A 17,117-nucleotide genomic window follows, 5' to 3' on the forward strand; every position below is an offset into this window, starting at 1 on the left:
CTACATGGAGAGCTGGGGTGTAGCCGTCACGAATCCGTACTTTGCCAAGACGGACGAGCAAGGCCGGTTCACCATGACCGATGTGCCGCCTGGCACCTATAAGCTGGTCATCTGGCACCCCTATATCCGTACCGCGATCGAGCAAACCGTCACCATCGGCCCGAAGGGAACAGTGCAGGCCAATATTGTGGTCCCGGCCCCGACTGGGCGGCTCTATGCCAACGAGGTAATCGATCATCCGTACACCCGCTACAACGTACTCGAGGAAACGAAACGGGACATCGATCCGATGATCCACCGGCAGGATCACTAGACAGGAAGTGACCAGGGTGCAAATTACCCAGCACCATCTGGTGAAGCAGGACTCCTAATAGGTAGTGCGTGTGTGGTGCAGACGAGGATCTTGAGAAAGAGAACATGACAAAAGCTGAAACTGTCAGTCGCCAGATCGATGTGCTGGCTATCGGTTTGTTTGGCCTTGCTGTCGGAGCCTTGACCGTGGGCATGGCACAAGTCGGACAAATTCCAGAGGTGGACAGAGTGGGTGTATTGGTCATTGCGCTGGTGTTTGGCGGTCTCGTACAGATGCTCGCCGGGATTGCCGATATTCGATACCATGAACAGCTTGGAGGGACAGCCCTCACGATGTATGGGTTTTTTTGGTTCACGGTGTCATTAGCCCAGCTCGTCAGTATGAGCACGACCTTCCACTTTGACAGCGCCCTCTTTATTCCAATCAACCTTGTGTATGTGTTCTTCTCGGCGGTCATGGTCTATTTGACCGCATACAGGTCTATAGCCTTAAGCCTCCTCCATGCCATCATTACCCTGACATTTTTCTTCACCGTCTGCATGAGGCTGAACCTGATATCGGAAACGCTTCCGGGAGTGGCTCATCTGGCGGTTGGAATCCTCGCTTTTTATCACGCGATCGGCAGTCTCTCACAGGCCTATACCGGCAAGGCGATTGTGCCACTTGGCCCGCCGATGCTCCATCATCGGGCACGAAGGAATACGCAGGTGGAGTTGACGGTGGTGCCAGAAGTCAATTGAGCAGGGACGTGACATGTGTCCCAATCACAATCTACTTACGTGAATTGGAACACGAAGCCATCGCTGCTGGGCGCTGAGTCAGGGGAACAGGATAGATGTCGACCTTATGCTTGTTTTGCTAATTAGTCTGATTCTTTGCTATATGCTCGGCCTCGTGCTTCCGTTCTGTACCCCGCGAAAGCCGCAGACGCAAGGGATAGTGGGCAGCGCCTGTGCCTCAGTCGCAAGTCTCATCGGTATCGCGTTGGGACTCCGTGGACTCGTCGCGTCCGAACCGTTGACGGCCACCGTCGCATCGCCTATTCCCCTGCTCGCCTTTGCGATTCGGCTCGATCCGCTCGCCTCCTTTTTCGTCCTGACCATCTCCCTCGCCGGGCTGGCCGCCTCCATCTATGCCATGGGGTATCTCAAGGAGTTCCATGGCCGGGTCTCCGTAGCCGCGCTGGCAGCCTTGACGAACGGGTTCCTGCTCTCCATGACACTCGTCGTCATCGCCGACAATGGATTCTTCTTCCTCATCGCGTGGGAGCTGATGTCGCTCGCCTCCTACTTTCTGGTCGTCACAGAACATGAGAAGGCGGACATCCGCCACGCCGGCTTCTTCTACCTGGTCATGACGCACGTCGGCACCGCCTTTGTGGTCTTGACCTATCTGATCTTGTTTCAATCGGCTGGATCGTTCTCGTTTGACGCCTTTCGTCATCCGGAGCAGGCCTTACCGGAAGGGATGCGGACCCTGATCTTTCTCGCCGCCTTGATCGGCTTCGGGACCAAAGCCGGGATCGTCCCGCTGCATGTCTGGTTGCCCTACGCCCATCCGGCCGCGCCGTCGCATATCTCGGCCCTCATGTCCGGCGTCATGATCAAGACGGCAATCTATGCACTCATCCGGGTCTACTTCGATTTCCTTGGGGGACAATTCCCCTGGTGGTGGGGTTTCGTGGTGCTGCTCGCCGGGACCCTCTCGGCCATACTGGGGGTGATGTATGCGCTGATGGAACATGACCTCAAGCGTCTCCTGGCGTTTCATAGCGTGGAAAACATCGGCATCATTTTGCTCGGCATCGGCGCCGGCATGATCTTTCACACCTACGGGCTCAATGAATTTGCTGCGCTGGGCCTGTTGGCCGGGCTCTACCACACGATCAACCATGCCATGTTCAAGGCCTTACTCTTCCTGGGAGCAGGCTCTCTCCTCTACGCCACCCATACGCGCAATATGGAAGAGTACGGCGGACTGCTGCGTCGCATGCCCTGGACCGGTCTGTTCTTTCTCATCGGCGCCGTGTCGATCTCGGCCCTCCCCCCGACCAATGGATTCGTGAGCGAATGGCTGGTGTTCCAAACACTCTTTCTGAGCTTTCAACTCCCGGCTCTATTCCTCAAGTTGATGCTGCCGATCGCCGCAGCCCTGCTGGCCTTGACCGGCGTCTTAGCGCTGGCCTGCTTTGCCAAGGCCTTCGGCATTTCCTTCTTGGCTCTCCCACGAAGTGCCCATGCACGCCATGCCGAAGAGGTCCCGGTCGCCATGCGGATCGGGATGGGCATCCTGGCCCTGCTGTGTGTCGGACTTGGTCTCGCCCCCATGATCGTCGTGCCGCTCCTCGACCGGATTACCGCCCCGCTGACCGGCGTGTCGATCACCGACAAGGTGCTCGCACTCGATGGCTGGGCCGTGGCGCCCGGGAACGTGCAGTTCTCCAGTATCTCACCGCCCATGTTGGCGGCCATGCTGATCCTAGGCGGCCTCCTTGGCCTCTTCTTGGCCTTCCTCTTCGGTGGCCGCCTGATGACACGCTCATACAAAACCTGGGGCTGCGGGATCAATCTGTCCCCACGGATGGAGTACACCGCTACGGGATTTGTCCAACCGATTAAGCGAGTCTTCAGCACCTTCTATCAGCCGACGATCAAACTTGAGACCGAGTTTCTGGAAGAGTCCCGCTACTTCGCCAAACGACGCCACTTTGAGTTTCACATCGAGCCGGTCTTCGAAAAATATCTCTACGATCCGGTGGTCCATGTCTTTATGAGAATCGCCGACCGCCTGCGTATTCTTCAGGCCGGCAGCCTGCATCTGTACTTAACCTATATATTCGTGACGCTGGTCATGTTGCTGTTGTTCGCGGTCTAGGAGTAGCGAGTAGGATGCCCTCAATCATTCAATCCCTGATGCTCGTCACGGCACAGGTCATCGTCCTGCTCGCGGTCTCGCCCTTCCTTGTAGGGCTCATCCGAAAGGTGAAGGCGAGATTCCAATGCCGCCGGGGCGCCAGTATCTTCCAGCCCTATGCCGACATCGCCAAACTCTTCCGCAAGCAGCCGGTGATTTCGACGACGACCTCCTGGATCTTCCCTGCGACGCCGTACATTCTGTTCGCCTCCACGCTCTCTGCGGGTCTGCTGGTCCCCACGTTCATCTCACAGACACCGTTAAACTTTTCGGGGAACATCATCGCGCTCGTGTATCTCCTGGCACTGGGAACATTTTTTCTGATCCTCGCAGGACTCGATGCCGGATCCGCGTTCGGCGGAATGGGCAGCAGCCGTGAAGCGATCGTCGCGTCGCTGACAGAACCGGCCATGATCCTCTCCATCTTTGCCATCGCGCTGACCGCCGGCTCCACCAATCTCAGCACCATTGTCCACAAGACCGCGTTGCTGGAAGGCATCGTGACAGACCCGTCCCCGCATCTGATGGCGCTGGCAGCCCTGTTCATCGTGGCGCTCGCAGAGACCGGGCGGGTGCCGGTCGATAATCCTGCCACGCATCTGGAACTGACCATGATCCATGAGGCGATGATCCTGGAATACTCGGGCCGCTATCTCGCCTTAATCGAATGGGCGGCCGGCCTGAAGTTGGCCGTGTTTCTCTCGCTGATCGCCAACGTCTTCGCGCCCTGGGGCATTGCGACTACGCTGGCGCCGACCGCATTGGCGATCGGGCTCGTGGTCTACCTGGTGAAGATTGCAGGGCTTGCGGTGCTGATCGGGGTCATCGAATGTATGTTCTCAAAATTGCGGTTATTCCGCGTGACGGATCTCCTGGGCGTCGCCTTTATCCTGGCGCTCCTCGGACTGTTGTTCTTTTACATTCTTCGGAGCTGAGCCGATGCAGATTTCTCCACACATTGGGTCGCAGCTCGTTGACTTGTGTTCGGCGCTACTCTTACTCACCTGTTTCGCCATCGTGGCGCAGCGGCGGCTCTCCGCCTGCGTTGACCTCTTCGCGCTGCAATCGGCCTTTCTCGTCCTGACGGCAGCGCTGGTAGCCTTCTTGACCGGAAACCATCATATCTACATCGCAGCGGCGCTGACCGGCGTGATTAAAGTGGTCATCATCCCGAGGGTGCTCAAGAAAGTCATCGAGCGTCTGAACGTCAAGCGAGAACTGGTGATGAACGTCAACGTACCGGCCGGCCTGCTGATCTGCGGCGCGCTGGTGATGCTGGCCTTCTTCATCACGCAGCCCATCATTCCGCTGGGCTTTCTGCTCACGCGCGACTCTCTAGCCATCGCCCTGGCCATCGTGCTCATCGGATTTTTCACGATGATTGCAAGGCAAAAGGCTGTCACGCAGCTGGTGGGCTTTCTGGTCATGGAGAACGGCTTATTTTTAGGAGCCACCGCCGCCACCTACGGGATGCCCTTAATCGTTGAACTGGGAGTGTTCTTCGACGTGCTCATCGCGGCGTTGATTGCGGGAATCTATACGAATCGTTTGCAAGACGCGTTCGACAATGTCGATACCAACCACCTCACGACCCTGAAAGAATAAGTGAAGAGTTCATGACAATGATCGCAATACTTGTCTTGTTGATCGCGCCACTCCTCGCGGGAGGGCTGAGCCTGATCGTGCATCGGTCCGCACTGCTTCACGCGATCAACCTCACGAGTATGAGTTTGCTCGTGGGGGCGGAAGTTATGATCACCAGGACCGTATTGAAGGATGGTCCGTTCACCGCGCTGGGACAATTAGTCTATCTCGACGCCTTGTCGGTGTTCATTCTCTTCATCATCGGGGCGGTCGGACTGGCCTGTTCGTTCTACATGCGTTCCTACATGGACGACCAGGTGGCGCGAGGAGTGATCGCACCCACAAGGCTCAACCTCTTTTTTTTCCTCTTTCACATGTTCCTGCTGGCGATGGTCATTGCGACCGTCGCGAACAGTGTCGGAGTGCAATGGGTCGCCATCGAGGCCACGACGCTCGCCACAACCTTCCTGATTGCCTTCTGGCGGCGGCGAGAGTCCTTGGAAGCCGGATGGAAGTATCTCATCCTCTGTTCGGTCGGGATTTCCCTCGCACTCTTCGGCGTGGTGCTCACCTATTATTCCTCGCTGCATGTGCTGGGGGACGTCAGCGAGGCGTTGAACGTGACGCAGTTGCTGCCTGTGGCCGACCAGTTGAATCCGCATGTGTTGAAGTTGGCCTTCATTTTCATCCTCGTGGGCTATGGCACCAAGGTGGGACTCGTGCCCATGCATAGCTGGCTGCCGGAAGCCTATACCGAGGCGCCGGCTCCGGTGGCAGCGATGCTGGCTGGTGTGCTCGAAATTGTCGCGGTCTATGCCATTCTCCGCATGAAGATGATTGTCGACCACGCCGTCTCCCCTGCCTTCACCGGCGGACTGCTGGCCTTGCTCGGGTTTGCCTCGTTTGTGACGGCCGCGTTTTTCATCCTCATTCAGCACAACTATAAACGGCTGTTCGCCTACTCCAGCATCGAGCATATGGGGATCGCCATGATCGGCTTCGGGGTCGGGGGTCCGCTGGGAGCCTTCGGTGGACTGTTTCATTTACTGAATCACGCGTTTGCCAAGTCGATGGCGTTTTTTGCCGCGGGCAACATTCACCGTCGCTTTCACACGGTGGAGATCGGTCAGGTGCAGGGGCTGGCCCTTGCGCAGCCCTGGACAGCCATGGCCTTGATGATCGCGGGACTGGCCTTATCGGCCCTTCCTCCCTTTGCCTCATTTGCCAGCGAAGTGCAAATCGTCACGGCCCTGGCAGCGCAAGGGGTTCCGGGACAATGGTTGAGCAACAGCGGCGGGATGGTGACCGTTGCCTTCTCGAACCAATTCACCAGCCTGAGCCTCACGGGACTGTTTCTGCTCTGCTCCGTACTTGCATTCAGTGGCTTGCTCTATCGCATCACCAGTATGGTCTGGGGCACCCCGCCGGAGGGAATCGTCCGGGGAGAAGCCTGGACCTTAGGCCATCTGCCGATCATCGTGCTCGCTGCGGCGTTGGTGGGATTCGGCTTCTTCCTCCCTCAGCCCATCCGGCAACTATTGGAAGAGGCGACGCGAATAATCCTGGTTCACTAGGGGGATGACTACCATGGCAGAGTCGAGGTCCTGCGACGAAGTACTCAAAGCCGCGTTCCCGTCCATCGTACAAAAGGACGAGGTTCAGAGGGAATGCTCTCATTTTCTTGTCTCCAAGGATCTCCTCCCGGCGATCACCCGTTACCTCCATACCCAACCGAGCTTACATGGCAAGCTCACGCTCTTATGGGCTGTCGACAATCGCCCCGCGTGCAACACCTATGGATTGCACTACCTGTTCACCCTGGAGCCCTCCCACCGCTGGGTGCTGTTATCCACTGAACTTGCGAAAACCGATCGGTTATTCCCCTCCATCACGCCGCACATTCATGCCGCACAGTGGTACGAGCGAGAGATTCGCGACATGTTCGGATTGATTCCACAGGGGCATCCGGACTTGCGACGTTTGGTTCGGCATGAACATTGGCCCAAAGGCACCCACCCGCTCAAAAAAGACTTCCCATGGGACCACGTATTGGGTCGGCAGCAAGGCGAACATCACTTCCGCCGCATTGAGGGGGAAGGGGTCTTTGAAGTACCGGTGGGACCAATCCATGCAGGGATCATCGAGCCGGGTCATTTTCGATTTTCTGTAGCTGGTGAGCCCATCATGCAACTCGAGCTACATCACTTCTGGAAACATCGCGGCGTCGAAAAGCTGTTTGAGCAACAAACATTGACCGCAGCAGTTCCCTTAGCCGAACGAGTATCCGGCGATACGACGATCGGCCATAGCCTCGCCTACTGCCAGGCGGTCGAATCGCTGCTCCATCTCGAGGTGCCACGCCGTGGACGATACCTGCGAAGCCTGTTTCTCGAACTGGAGCGACTCCACAACCATCTCGGCGACGTGGGCGCAATCTGTAACGATACCGCCTATGCCCTGCCCTATGCCCATTGCAGCCGGATGAAAGAGCAGATCATGCAGCTCAACGACCGGCTGACCGGCTCGCGATTTCTCCGTGGAGTCACCAGAGTGGGTGGAGTCGCCATCGATCTCACGGCGGCACAATTGGCCGAGATTGTCAGTGAAATGGACCGCATCGAACAGGACTTCTCGGAACTGGAATCGATCATCGCCCACAACGCCTCCCTGATAGACCGTCTGGAGACCACCGGTGTCCTGACCGAACGCACGGCCTGGGATCATGCGGTAGTGGGAGTCGTCGGACGGGCCTCGGGCCTCGATCAAGACCTCCGGCGCGATCGGCCCTTTGCCGCCTACGACGAACTTCCCGTCAAGGTGGTGAACTATCGCTATGGCGATGTGCGAGCGCGGATGCGTGTTCGCATGGATGAGATCCACGAGTCCATGCGGCTGGTCAGAGAGGTTCGCCTGAAGATTCCGCAGGGGCCGGTCGCCGTCGAACCCAGTCGCGTGGCACAAACCGGTGAATGGGCCTTGTCAGCCGTTGAAGGCTGGCGCGGTGAAATTCTGTACATGGTGATGGCGGGGGAGAACGGAACCATTCATCGCTGTAAAGTCCGTGACCCCTCGTTCGCGAACTGGCCCGCAATCCAACAGGCCGTGCTCGGGAATATCATTCCGGACTTCCCGCTCATCAACAAGAGCTTTAGTCTGTCGTATGCGGGAAATGATTTGTAGAAGCAGGCAAGAGGCAAGGGGCACTGGGCTAGAGGTAGGGACGGACTGCCTCTAGCCTCTCGCCCCTAACCTCGTGCCTGCTGTGGAAGGAGGACCCATGTTCCGTATCCTTAAAAAGAGCCTCAAAACCGGAGTCGTGACAGGCCAGCATCCCGCAAGCGCGCCGCTGGAGGAAAGATCGACATCTGAGGCAAAAGACAAAGCCAGGCCGTTCCGTTCCTCTCTGGCATTTCGCGCCGTGGATACCGGCTCGTGCAATGCCTGCGAGATGGAAATGAATGCGCTGGCGAACCCGGTCTACGACATCGAACGGTTCGGCATACACATCGCCGCCTCACCACGCCATGCGGACGCCTTAGTCGTAACGGGACCGGTCACTGTCAACATGGAACGAGCCTTGAAAGACGTGTATCAACAAACGCCGGATCCAAAGATTGTCATTGCCCTCGGCGACTGTGCCATCAACTGCGGCGTCTTCAAGGGGAGCTATGCCGTGACTGGCCCTGTCGAGAAACATATCCCTGTGGACCTCCGCATTCCAGGCTGCCCCCCGCGTCCTGCGACCATACTCAAGGCACTCCAGGAAGTACGGGCTGGCTCAGACAAAGACTGAGCCAGCCCGACAGGCCTCTTCCTTCTTCACAAGCCACGCTGTAGCCTAATCCGGAACCCGTTCCTATCTGCCATGACGAGCGATATCGCACCTTGCGCCCTGTTCGATATCGCTCATCCATGTCCGCACCCTCTCTCCTCATCTACCCAGCTTCGCGTCAGGCCTTTTAACCGTTCGTATTGTCAGGATGTTTCCGTTATTACCCCTCTGTGGGATTGCCTCGAACGACATACCTCCGGAGGCATCAGTTGTGCTTAGAAGCATCGGGCAATAAGGCTCACTCTAGCAATACGGACAGCCACTGGAACCACAACACAGGGGAGATGACGATGCCGCCGTTATTGCGGACAGTCCTCGCAGAGAGCGCCGATCTGTTGGTCAGCACGGTCAAAGTGACGGTCGTCGTCGTCCTGCTCACGGTTGCCATCTTACTCGTCGGCTGGCTCTTCTCCTCGGATCTTCCGGACCGGGCAATCATGACAATCAATGGCAGATAGAGAAGCGCCAGGATTCGAACATATGCACTAGTACTCACCGGAGACAGCAACGAGAACGCCCCCTGATCCAACCTGTACCCCTGAAAATTTTGAGGCGTCTGCCGTTGTACGGGATCGCTGGGAACGCGAATACTCAGGAGAAATCGTATGTCGTCTCATGAACCGATGACTCCGACGATGGAGAAACCCCGGAACGGAATACGTGGCCTGAAACATTGGCGCTACGACCTGTTAGCAGGGTTGCAGGTCGCACTCATCGGGCTTCCCCTCTCGCTGGGTATCGCGGTGGCCTCCGGTGCCCCACCCATCACCGGCGTCATCTCGGCCATCATCGCCGGGCTGGTCTTTCCATTTCTCGGCGGAGCCTATGTGACCATCAGCGGACCAGCCGCCGGTCTTGCGCCGGCGTTGTTGGCCGGCATGATTGCGCTCGGCCATGGTGACTTAGCGGTGGGATATCCGCTGCTGCTGGTAGCGATTTGTCTGACCGGCGTCGTCCAGGTGCTGCTGAGCCTCCTTCGCGCCGGGAGCTTCGCCCTGTATTTCCCCATCTCGGTGGTCGAAGGCATGTTGAGCGCCATCGGCATACTGATCATTATCAAACAAATCCCGCAGCTCCTAGGAGACCAGTTGCCACCCGTCAAATCCATTCCTGCAGCCATCCTGGCGATTCCGCACGATATCCAGAAGATGAATCCGGAGATCTTCCTCGTCGGAGGGCTTGCGCTGGCGCTCCTCTTTTTTCTTTCCAGCAGAACAGAACGGTGGGCCACACTCATCCCCGCGCCCCTCTTGGTTGTCAGTCTGGGCGGCATCGCCAGTTGGCTTCTGCAGCTCCCGCAGGAATACTTGGTCCATATACCCCTCGATATTTTCCAACATGGCATCCACTTTCCCCATTTTTCTGAAGCCTGGCAGAATCAAGACTTGTGGATGGCGTTCCTGGTCACGATTGTCACGCTGACCCTCATCGATGGCACGGAGTCGCTGGCCACGATCGCGGCGGTCGATAAAATCGACCCGTTCCATCGAAAATCTGATCCCAACGTGACCCTGCGGGCCATGGGTATCTCGAACATCCTCTCCAGCCTGGCCGGTGGCTTGACGATTATTCCCGGCGGAGTGAAAAGCACGACCAATATCATGGCCGGAGGACGGACCCTCTGGGCCAACTTTTACTATGCCTGCTCCCTCGCGCTCCTCTTGTGGTTCGGGACAAGGCTCATCAATCTGACTCCACTCTCTGTCCTGGCGGCGTTGCTCATCTGGATCGGATGGCAACTCTGCGCACCCAGGGTTTTCCAAAAGATGCTCGCGATCGGCAAGGAACAGCTATTGATCGCGATGGTCACCGTCGTGGTCACCCTGTACACCTCCGATCTGCTGGAAGGAGTGGCCCTTGGCACACTGACAAAGGTCATCGTGCTCTGTATCGATCTGGTACGGGCTTCAGCCCAGGAAGCTCCGTCCGGAGAGTCGCCCTTCAGGCGGGCTGCCAGGCTGCTACCGGCTGCGCTCACCGAATTGTTCAGCAATCCCGTGATTCGAATCGGAGACGGCCGCGGCTCTCGCGAACGCTACAGCGTGATGACCGTTGCAACCAGCGCAATACGGGGTACGGTTGGAGAAATGAAGAACCCCTACAAGATCTACCTGTCGTCAGTCACCTGCATGAATCTGATGAAACTCGATAAAGCGCTTCACGAAACGCTCGTCGTTCCGCCGAATTCCAAAGCCAACTTCTTGATCATCTTGGCAGGACAGGTGATCGACCATACCTCGATGGAGTATTTGCACCATTTCCAGGATCAATGTATCGAGGCCGGCCATACCTGCGCCATCGTAGGAGTGGACCATTTTCGCGCATTTTCAGACCATGTGCTGGCCTATCGCGTCAATCCTCCCCGCAACCTCATGGCCTTCGCATGAGAGGGTACGGCATGACCCTCTCTAGCCTTGGGCACATGGAGATGACAACTTCATGGGATACTCTATCTCAACGGCAGCTCCAGGCACCCCTAGCCATCTGAGTATCAGTCCACACGGTCCAGGTTACTAAAGGAGTTTGTCCATGCAAGCCAGTATCTTCGTCACAGATGATGAGCCAGCGCTTCGCAATGCAATTGTGAAGCGACTGTCCAGACGCCAGCATCGAGTCAGGGCCTTCCAGTCCGGGGATGAGCTGCTCGCCGCCGTCGAACACGACGTCCCGGATCTGATCCTTCTCGACCTCAAAATGCCAGGAATGACAGGGATCGAAACCCTGGAAGCACTTCGCACGAAAGCGCGAGATACGGCGGTGATCATTCTCACCGCCTATGGAACAGTCGAAGATGCAGTCGAAGCCATGAAGCTGGGAGCCTACGATTTCCTGATCAAGACCGTGGACCTCGGAGGCGTGGAGCCAGTCGTCGACCGGGCCTTGGAGTATCTCCTCTTGCGCCGACGGGTCGCGTTTGCGACCGAGCATGATGCCGGTCACTACGGCCTGTCAGAACTCGTCGCGAACAGCCCATCCATGAAACAACTTCTCGCACAGGTGACCGAAGCGGCACAGAATCAGATGACGACCGTCCTCCTGACGGGGGAAACCGGAACGGGAAAAGAATTTCTGGCTCGGGTGATTCACCATAATAGTGCGCGCGCCGCTGGCCCATTTGTGAGAATCAACTGCACCGCACTTTCGCCAGACCTCTTTGAGCGTGAACTCTTTGGGTACGAACGTGGAAGCTTCCCGGGAGCCGAGCAGCGCAAACTCGGCCTGCTGGAACAGGCAGAATCCGGCACCGTATTTTTCGACGAAGTTGGCGATCTCGATGGGGTGATGCAGGGAAAGCTCTTGAGGGTTCTGGAGGACCGATCCTTCCGTCGCGTCGGAGGAACCGAAGACATCAGAAGAGACTTTCGTGTCATGGCCGCGTCGAACCGTGACCTCAAGCAGGAGATCGCGGCACAACGCTTTCGAGAAGACCTCTACCTTCGTCTCAATATCATGGCATGGCACGTGCCCCCGCTCCGGAGCCGCAGTGAGGACATCGCCCCATTGAGTAAACAATTTATGGTGAAATATGGGATGGAGCTGAACAAGGACGTGAAGGAGATTGACTCCACGGCCATCGCCGTTCTGGAACGATATTCCTTTCCAGGCAATGTGCGCGAGTTACACAATGTCATCGAACGGGCGGTGATCTTGTGCAAGGGAACTATCTTAACGGCGGGCGATCTTCCTTCGGAATTACGGGACCTCCCTGCACCCGTGACGATCGCACAAGACAATGTATACTCCTGACGGTTCGGGCAGCCGATTGCTGTACCGCGTCGCCTTCGTTTCGACGAGCGGCTGCACGAATACAGGATCGTCAAGCAATCGATCGCGGCGACGCGAACGTTCCTCGTTTTGACAATCCCACGACTGGAACTTAGGATACTCAGACCATCTTGGAGCGCCTATGCGGGAGTATCTGACTCGCCTGTTTAATAATCTTCCGATCGAACGGAAGCTGCTGCTGGTGTCAGTGATCCCGCTGACCGCCCTCATGTTGCTCAGCGTCGTCACGTATCACAGTGTCCAAACGGTTGAACGGGATGAAGAGCAGCTCAACCGTTTATACCTGACGCAGAAATCAGCCGCCCAGTACATGCGGCTCATCGTCGATCTCGAAACAAGTTTTCGCGGATACGTGTTGACGCTCCAGACCCCCTATCTTCGTCCCTTTCGCACCGCGCAAGAAGGCATTTTCTCCGTGGGGGAGGAACTCACCAGGATGGTCTCCGATGAGGTGCCCCACCGCTCACAATTTCTAGAGGTTCAGGCCCTCGTGAAGCAGCTCATTATTGAGAAAGTGGACCTCATCGAAGCAGCCAAGAAAGGGCACCCGGAGAGGGCGCTCCAATACATCGAAGAAGGACGCGGACGGACGATCATGGTCAGGATTCGAGAGTTGATGGTGACGTTCGACCAGCAGGAACAGAAACGAGTCGAAACGAGACTGGGCCAACTGAGTCAAGATCGGACAGCGACTCTCACCGTCATATTAGTCGGAGGGATTCTCACCCTGGGACTGATGGCCTTGGCGTTGTATCTCATCGCCCGCTCGATCGCCGGTCCGTTGGTCGGCTTGGCCAAAGCGGTTGGATCCTCGCCGACGGGCTCTTTTTCACACATCCCGTTGCTCGAACGAAAAGACGAAATCGGCTATCTCACGAGAGTCATGCACCGGCTAGGCGTTCAGATTCAAAGCCACCTCGAACAGGTCGAGCATTCTGAAGCAGCCCTCCGTGTGCTGAATGACAATCTATCCGCCTCGGAATCGAAGTATCGCGGACTGGTCGACAACGCCCCCTTCGGCATTTTCACGACCAGGGGAACGGAGATTACGTTCAGCAACCGCTACAACCAAGCGCTTGCGGGACTCGATCCGGATCACGTGACCGATCCGGACACATTTCGCCAGTGGATCCACCCGGGAGATCGAGACCGTGTGTTGTCCGAATTCGCGCACGCAGTGGCGAACGTCCAACCGTATGAAACCGTGTTTCGTTTTCTTCATGTGAACGGTTCGGTGCGGAAGGTATTGAGCCGCCGGATTCCCCTCGAGCAAGGGCTCACTCAACAACCCCTCTATATCGGCTTCAATATCGACATCACGGCCCTGGATCAGATGCAGACACGCCTCAGTCGATCAGAACGGCTGGCGACGCTCGGCCAGGTCGCGGCCGGAATTGCCCATGAAATCAGGAACCCGCTCGTGGGGATCGGGTCCAATGCGTTTCTCCTCCTGGACGAATTCGACAAGTCGGACCCGCGGCATACCGATTTGGAAATGATATTGAAAGAAACGAAACGGCTGGATCGCATTGTCAATCAGATCATCGATTATGCTCGCCCACGGGAACTCGCTCCGGTGCTCTGTCCTCTCAACGATCTGATCGACGACGTCGTCAAGTTGCTCGATTCGACCGTCACCGCAAAACACCTGACGATCACACGTTCCATTTCTCCCACGCTGACCAGGCTCCATGCCGATCAAGACCAAATCAAACAGGTGCTCTTGAACGTGGTCCAAAACGCCATCGACGCCTCTCATGAGGGAGCCGCTATTGACGTGACCGCCTTCGAACTCCCCCGCGGCCAAACGGCAGGCATGGTGGTGAAGGTCACGGACCATGGAGTTGGAATTCCCGATAACGCGCTCGCGCACGTGTTCGAGCCGTTCTTTACGAGCGGGAAACGGCAGGGAACGGGATTGGGACTGGCGATCTGCCGCAATATCATCGAGAGCCATGGGGGCGACATCCAGATCACCAGTGAAGTCGGGAAAGGGACAAGCGTCAGAATCTGGCTCCCGCTCCGCCAGGAATTCCAATTCGTCGAGGGATAACGCATGCAACTAACCATCTTCGTAACCGACGATGAACCGGCCATCCGCAACGCGATCATCAAGCGCCTGACTCGAAAACACCATCGGGTCGTCGGATTTGAGTCCGGCGACGCACTCTTGGCTGCCCTGCCTCAAGAGATTCCCGATCTGATCCTTCTCGACCTCAAGATGCCTGGCCTCAGCGGACTGGAGACCCTCAGGAAACTCCGTCCGCTGGCCCCTCATAGCCTGGTCATCTTGCTCACGGCCTATGGCACCGTTCAAGATGCCGTCGATGCCATGAAACTCGGGGCCTATGACTTCCTCATCAAAACTGTCGATCTGGATGCGATGGAACCGGTGCTCGATCGCGCCATCGACCTCTTAAGCCTGCGCCGTCGTCTGGCTGTCGAGACAGAGCATCACGACAGCCAATATGCGTTCGCCAGCCTGGACGTACAGAGTTCGGTTATGCAGAACGTATTGTCCCAAGTTCGGGATGTGGCCTCGAATCCGAAGTCGTCGGTGCTGCTCCTGGGAGAAACAGGAACCGGCAAGGAGTATCTTGCGCGGGTCCTCCATCACAACGGAGCCAGGGCATCGGGCCCCTTTATCGGCGTGAACTGCACCGCCCTCCCGCGAGAGCTGTTTGAGAGTGAACTGTTCGGTTTTGAGCGAGGAGCCTTCACCGGGGCGGTCCAGAGAAAGATCGGGCTGCTCGAAAAGGCGGAAGGCGGAAGCTTGTTCCTCGACGAAATCGGCGACTTGGATCTGACCATGCAGGCCAAGCTGTTACGGGTGATTCAAGAGCGTACCATTCGGCGGCTTGGGGGAACGGACGATATCGGGGTGGATTTTCGGCTCATCGCCGCCACAAATCGAGACCTCAAAAAAGCGGTGGCCGAAGGGCGCTTTCGGGAAGATCTCTATTTCCGGCTCAACGTGGTCTCCTTCGAACTGCCTCCGTTGCGGAAGCGAGTCGAGGACATCGAGCCCCTCTGCCGAAGAGCGGTCATCCGATACGGCAAGGAGTTCGGGAAAGACGTCGTCGACATCGAGCCGGATGCCATGACGCTGTTGCGGGAATATGTCTATCCAGGAAACATTCGTGAGCTGCACAATATCATCGAACGGGCCATGATCTTCTGCCATGGCACGATGCTGTCCGTGGACAACCTTCCTGCCGAACTGCGGCAGAGACCGGAATCTGTCGCGGTGACCATCGTGGAGGGAGAAGAGCGCATGCTCCGGCTCGAATCGAAACTGGGGAAACAATCCCTGGCCGATATCGAGCAGGCGATCATTCAGGAAGTGCTTCGGTTGTCGGACTACAATAAGACAACCGCCGCCAGATATCTCGGCCTCACGAGATTTGCGCTGGATCGGCGGCTCAAGAAAATCGCAGACGAGTAACGGGCGCTCACGAAGGATTCGGCGACACGAACACTAAGACTTTGAGACGCTGGTCCGTGTGATTCTTCACCCCATGCTCTTCCCCGGCCGGCGCCATCGTCCCCTGCCCTGAGCTGAGCACCTGTTTCTCTGACCCGACCTGAAAGGTGCCCTGGCCCTCAAGCACGAGATAGACCTTATCCTGCTCGCCGTGAATATGCCCCTTCTGTTCCTGCCCCGGCTCGAAGCAGTAGATGTCGCAGAAGAATCGTGGTGTCTCAAACATGTTGTTCTTCTTCATCTTCTCACTGCTAAACTGCTGATAGTCTGACAGATTCACCACATTCATGCGACAACTCCTTCAGAGCGGTTACGGATGCGCTTGGCGGCGCTCATGCGCCACCAGAATAGAATCGACCGAGATCAAATGATGCGCGAGACCCAAGTCCTTGGGCAAAATTCCCATCGCCAAACCCAGTAACTGCGGCAGATGCAAGATCGGTAAGTTGAGTTCGGTATTCACCGCACGACCAGCCCGGTCCTGATAAATATCCAGACTCATGTGGCAGAGGGGACAGGGCGTCACCATAAAATCGGCTCCCTGCTCCTTGGCTTCTTTCATGTGCGTCCCTGCCATGGCCACGGCAATGGCTTCCTTTTCGAGGATGATGGGAAATCCGCAACATTTGGTTCTCCCGGCATAGGGCACTGGCTCACCACCGACAGCCGTGATGAGCCGCTCAAGGGATTGCGGATTCTCAGGATCGTCGAACCCCAGATCCCATGACGGACGCAGAATGTAGCAACCATAAAACGGGGCGATGCGGAAGTCGTGCATCGGCGTGGAGACGAGGGCTCCCAGGCGAGTGAGCCCGATGTCTCGCACCACAATCCAGAGGAGATGCTTCACCTGGACCCGGCCGTGATAGGCCAGTCCTTCCGGCGCCAGAAGCGCGTTGATACGATCCAGCGTCCCCGCCTCTGTCTTCAACCGCCGATTGGCAGCGCTCATCACCCCTTGGCAGGTGCCGCAGATCGTCATGACGTCCAGGCCAAGCTGTTCGGCTTGCGCAAAGGTCCTGGCGTTGATCGCCAGAGCCATATCGGGATGCACTTCCGTCACCACCCCGGCGCCGCAGCAGGCCGCAGCAGAGAGCTCGACGACCTCGATCCCCAATCGGCCGATGATGGCTCGCGTCGATTGATAGAGCTCAGGGGTCGCCCCTTGGGCCGCACAACCTGGATAGAGAGCATATTTCATGGAT

Annotated in this window: 15 protein-coding genes; 13 read left to right on the forward strand and 2 right to left on the reverse strand. The window is 57.3% G+C overall.

Annotated features, from left to right (window positions below; genetic code table 11):
- From Q7U76_01710 to Q7U76_01770, 13 genes are all read left to right on the forward strand, one after another.
- On the forward strand, positions 1 to 313 hold a 313-nt coding region (locus Q7U76_01710), incomplete at its 5' end, for a carboxypeptidase regulatory-like domain-containing protein (protein ID MDO8355091.1).
- Positions 314 to 417: 104 nt separating this feature from the next.
- Entirely contained in the window at positions 418 to 1,053 is a 636-nt protein-coding gene (locus Q7U76_01715) for a GPR1/FUN34/YaaH family transporter (protein ID MDO8355092.1), read from the forward strand.
- A gap of 106 nt (positions 1,054 to 1,159) precedes the next feature.
- Entirely contained in the window at positions 1,160 to 3,187 is a 2,028-nt protein-coding gene (gene hyfB, locus Q7U76_01720; GenBank protein ID MDO8355093.1) for a hydrogenase 4 subunit B, read from the forward strand.
- 14 nt (positions 3,188 to 3,201) lie between these two features.
- Positions 3,202 to 4,161 carry an NADH-quinone oxidoreductase subunit H gene (locus Q7U76_01725; protein ID MDO8355094.1) on the forward strand — a complete coding sequence of 320 codons (960 nt, stop codon included), beginning with the start codon at positions 3,202 to 3,204 and terminating at the stop codon, positions 4,159 to 4,161.
- A gap of 82 nt (positions 4,162 to 4,243) precedes the next feature.
- A complete protein-coding gene (locus tag Q7U76_01730) occupies positions 4,244 to 4,831 on the forward strand; it encodes a hydrogenase (protein ID MDO8355095.1) in 588 nt (195 codons plus the stop codon).
- Between the two features lie 11 nt (positions 4,832 to 4,842).
- On the forward strand, positions 4,843 to 6,384 hold the full coding sequence (locus tag Q7U76_01735) for a hydrogenase 4 subunit F (GenBank protein MDO8355096.1): 1,542 nt from the start codon (positions 4,843 to 4,845) through the stop codon (positions 6,382 to 6,384).
- A 13-nt stretch (positions 6,385 to 6,397) separates the two neighbouring features.
- Positions 6,398 to 7,990: an NADH-quinone oxidoreductase subunit C gene (locus Q7U76_01740; protein ID MDO8355097.1), complete on the forward strand. Its 1,593-nt coding sequence runs from the start codon at positions 6,398 to 6,400 to the stop codon at positions 7,988 to 7,990.
- Positions 7,991 to 8,087: 97 nt separating this feature from the next.
- Entirely contained in the window at positions 8,088 to 8,603 is a 516-nt protein-coding gene (locus tag Q7U76_01745) for an NADH-quinone oxidoreductase subunit B family protein (GenBank protein MDO8355098.1), read from the forward strand.
- A 329-nt stretch (positions 8,604 to 8,932) separates the two neighbouring features.
- Positions 8,933 to 9,100, forward strand: coding sequence for a hypothetical protein (locus tag Q7U76_01750; protein ID MDO8355099.1), 168 nt, complete (start codon positions 8,933 to 8,935; stop codon positions 9,098 to 9,100).
- A 147-nt stretch (positions 9,101 to 9,247) separates the two neighbouring features.
- On the forward strand, positions 9,248 to 11,029 hold the full coding sequence (locus tag Q7U76_01755) for a SulP family inorganic anion transporter (protein MDO8355100.1): 1,782 nt from the start codon (positions 9,248 to 9,250) through the stop codon (positions 11,027 to 11,029).
- Positions 11,030 to 11,171: 142 nt separating this feature from the next.
- Positions 11,172 to 12,389: a sigma-54 dependent transcriptional regulator gene (locus Q7U76_01760; protein MDO8355101.1), complete on the forward strand. Its 1,218-nt coding sequence runs from the start codon at positions 11,172 to 11,174 to the stop codon at positions 12,387 to 12,389.
- A 160-nt stretch (positions 12,390 to 12,549) separates the two neighbouring features.
- A complete protein-coding gene (locus Q7U76_01765; protein ID MDO8355102.1) occupies positions 12,550 to 14,481 on the forward strand; it encodes an ATP-binding protein in 1,932 nt (643 codons plus the stop codon).
- Between the two features lie 3 nt (positions 14,482 to 14,484).
- A complete protein-coding gene (locus tag Q7U76_01770; protein ID MDO8355103.1) occupies positions 14,485 to 15,873 on the forward strand; it encodes a sigma-54 dependent transcriptional regulator in 1,389 nt (462 codons plus the stop codon).
- Between the two features lie 7 nt (positions 15,874 to 15,880).
- Here the strand turns inward: Q7U76_01770 and Q7U76_01775 are convergent, their stop codons facing one another.
- Positions 15,881 to 16,201: a cupin domain-containing protein gene (locus tag Q7U76_01775; protein MDO8355104.1), complete on the reverse strand. Its 321-nt coding sequence runs from the start codon at positions 16,199 to 16,201 to the stop codon at positions 15,881 to 15,883.
- Positions 16,202 to 16,222: 21 nt separating this feature from the next.
- The gene (locus tag Q7U76_01780; GenBank protein MDO8355105.1) at positions 16,223 to 17,113 is read right to left on the reverse strand and encodes a CoB--CoM heterodisulfide reductase iron-sulfur subunit B family protein; all 891 of its coding nucleotides are present in this window, start codon (positions 17,111 to 17,113) and stop codon (positions 16,223 to 16,225) included.
- Positions 17,114 to 17,117 lie beyond the last annotated feature (4 nt).

It is taken from the genome of Nitrospirota bacterium (genome assembly GCA_030645475.1).
GTDB lineage: Bacteria > Nitrospirota > Nitrospiria > Nitrospirales > Nitrospiraceae > Palsa-1315.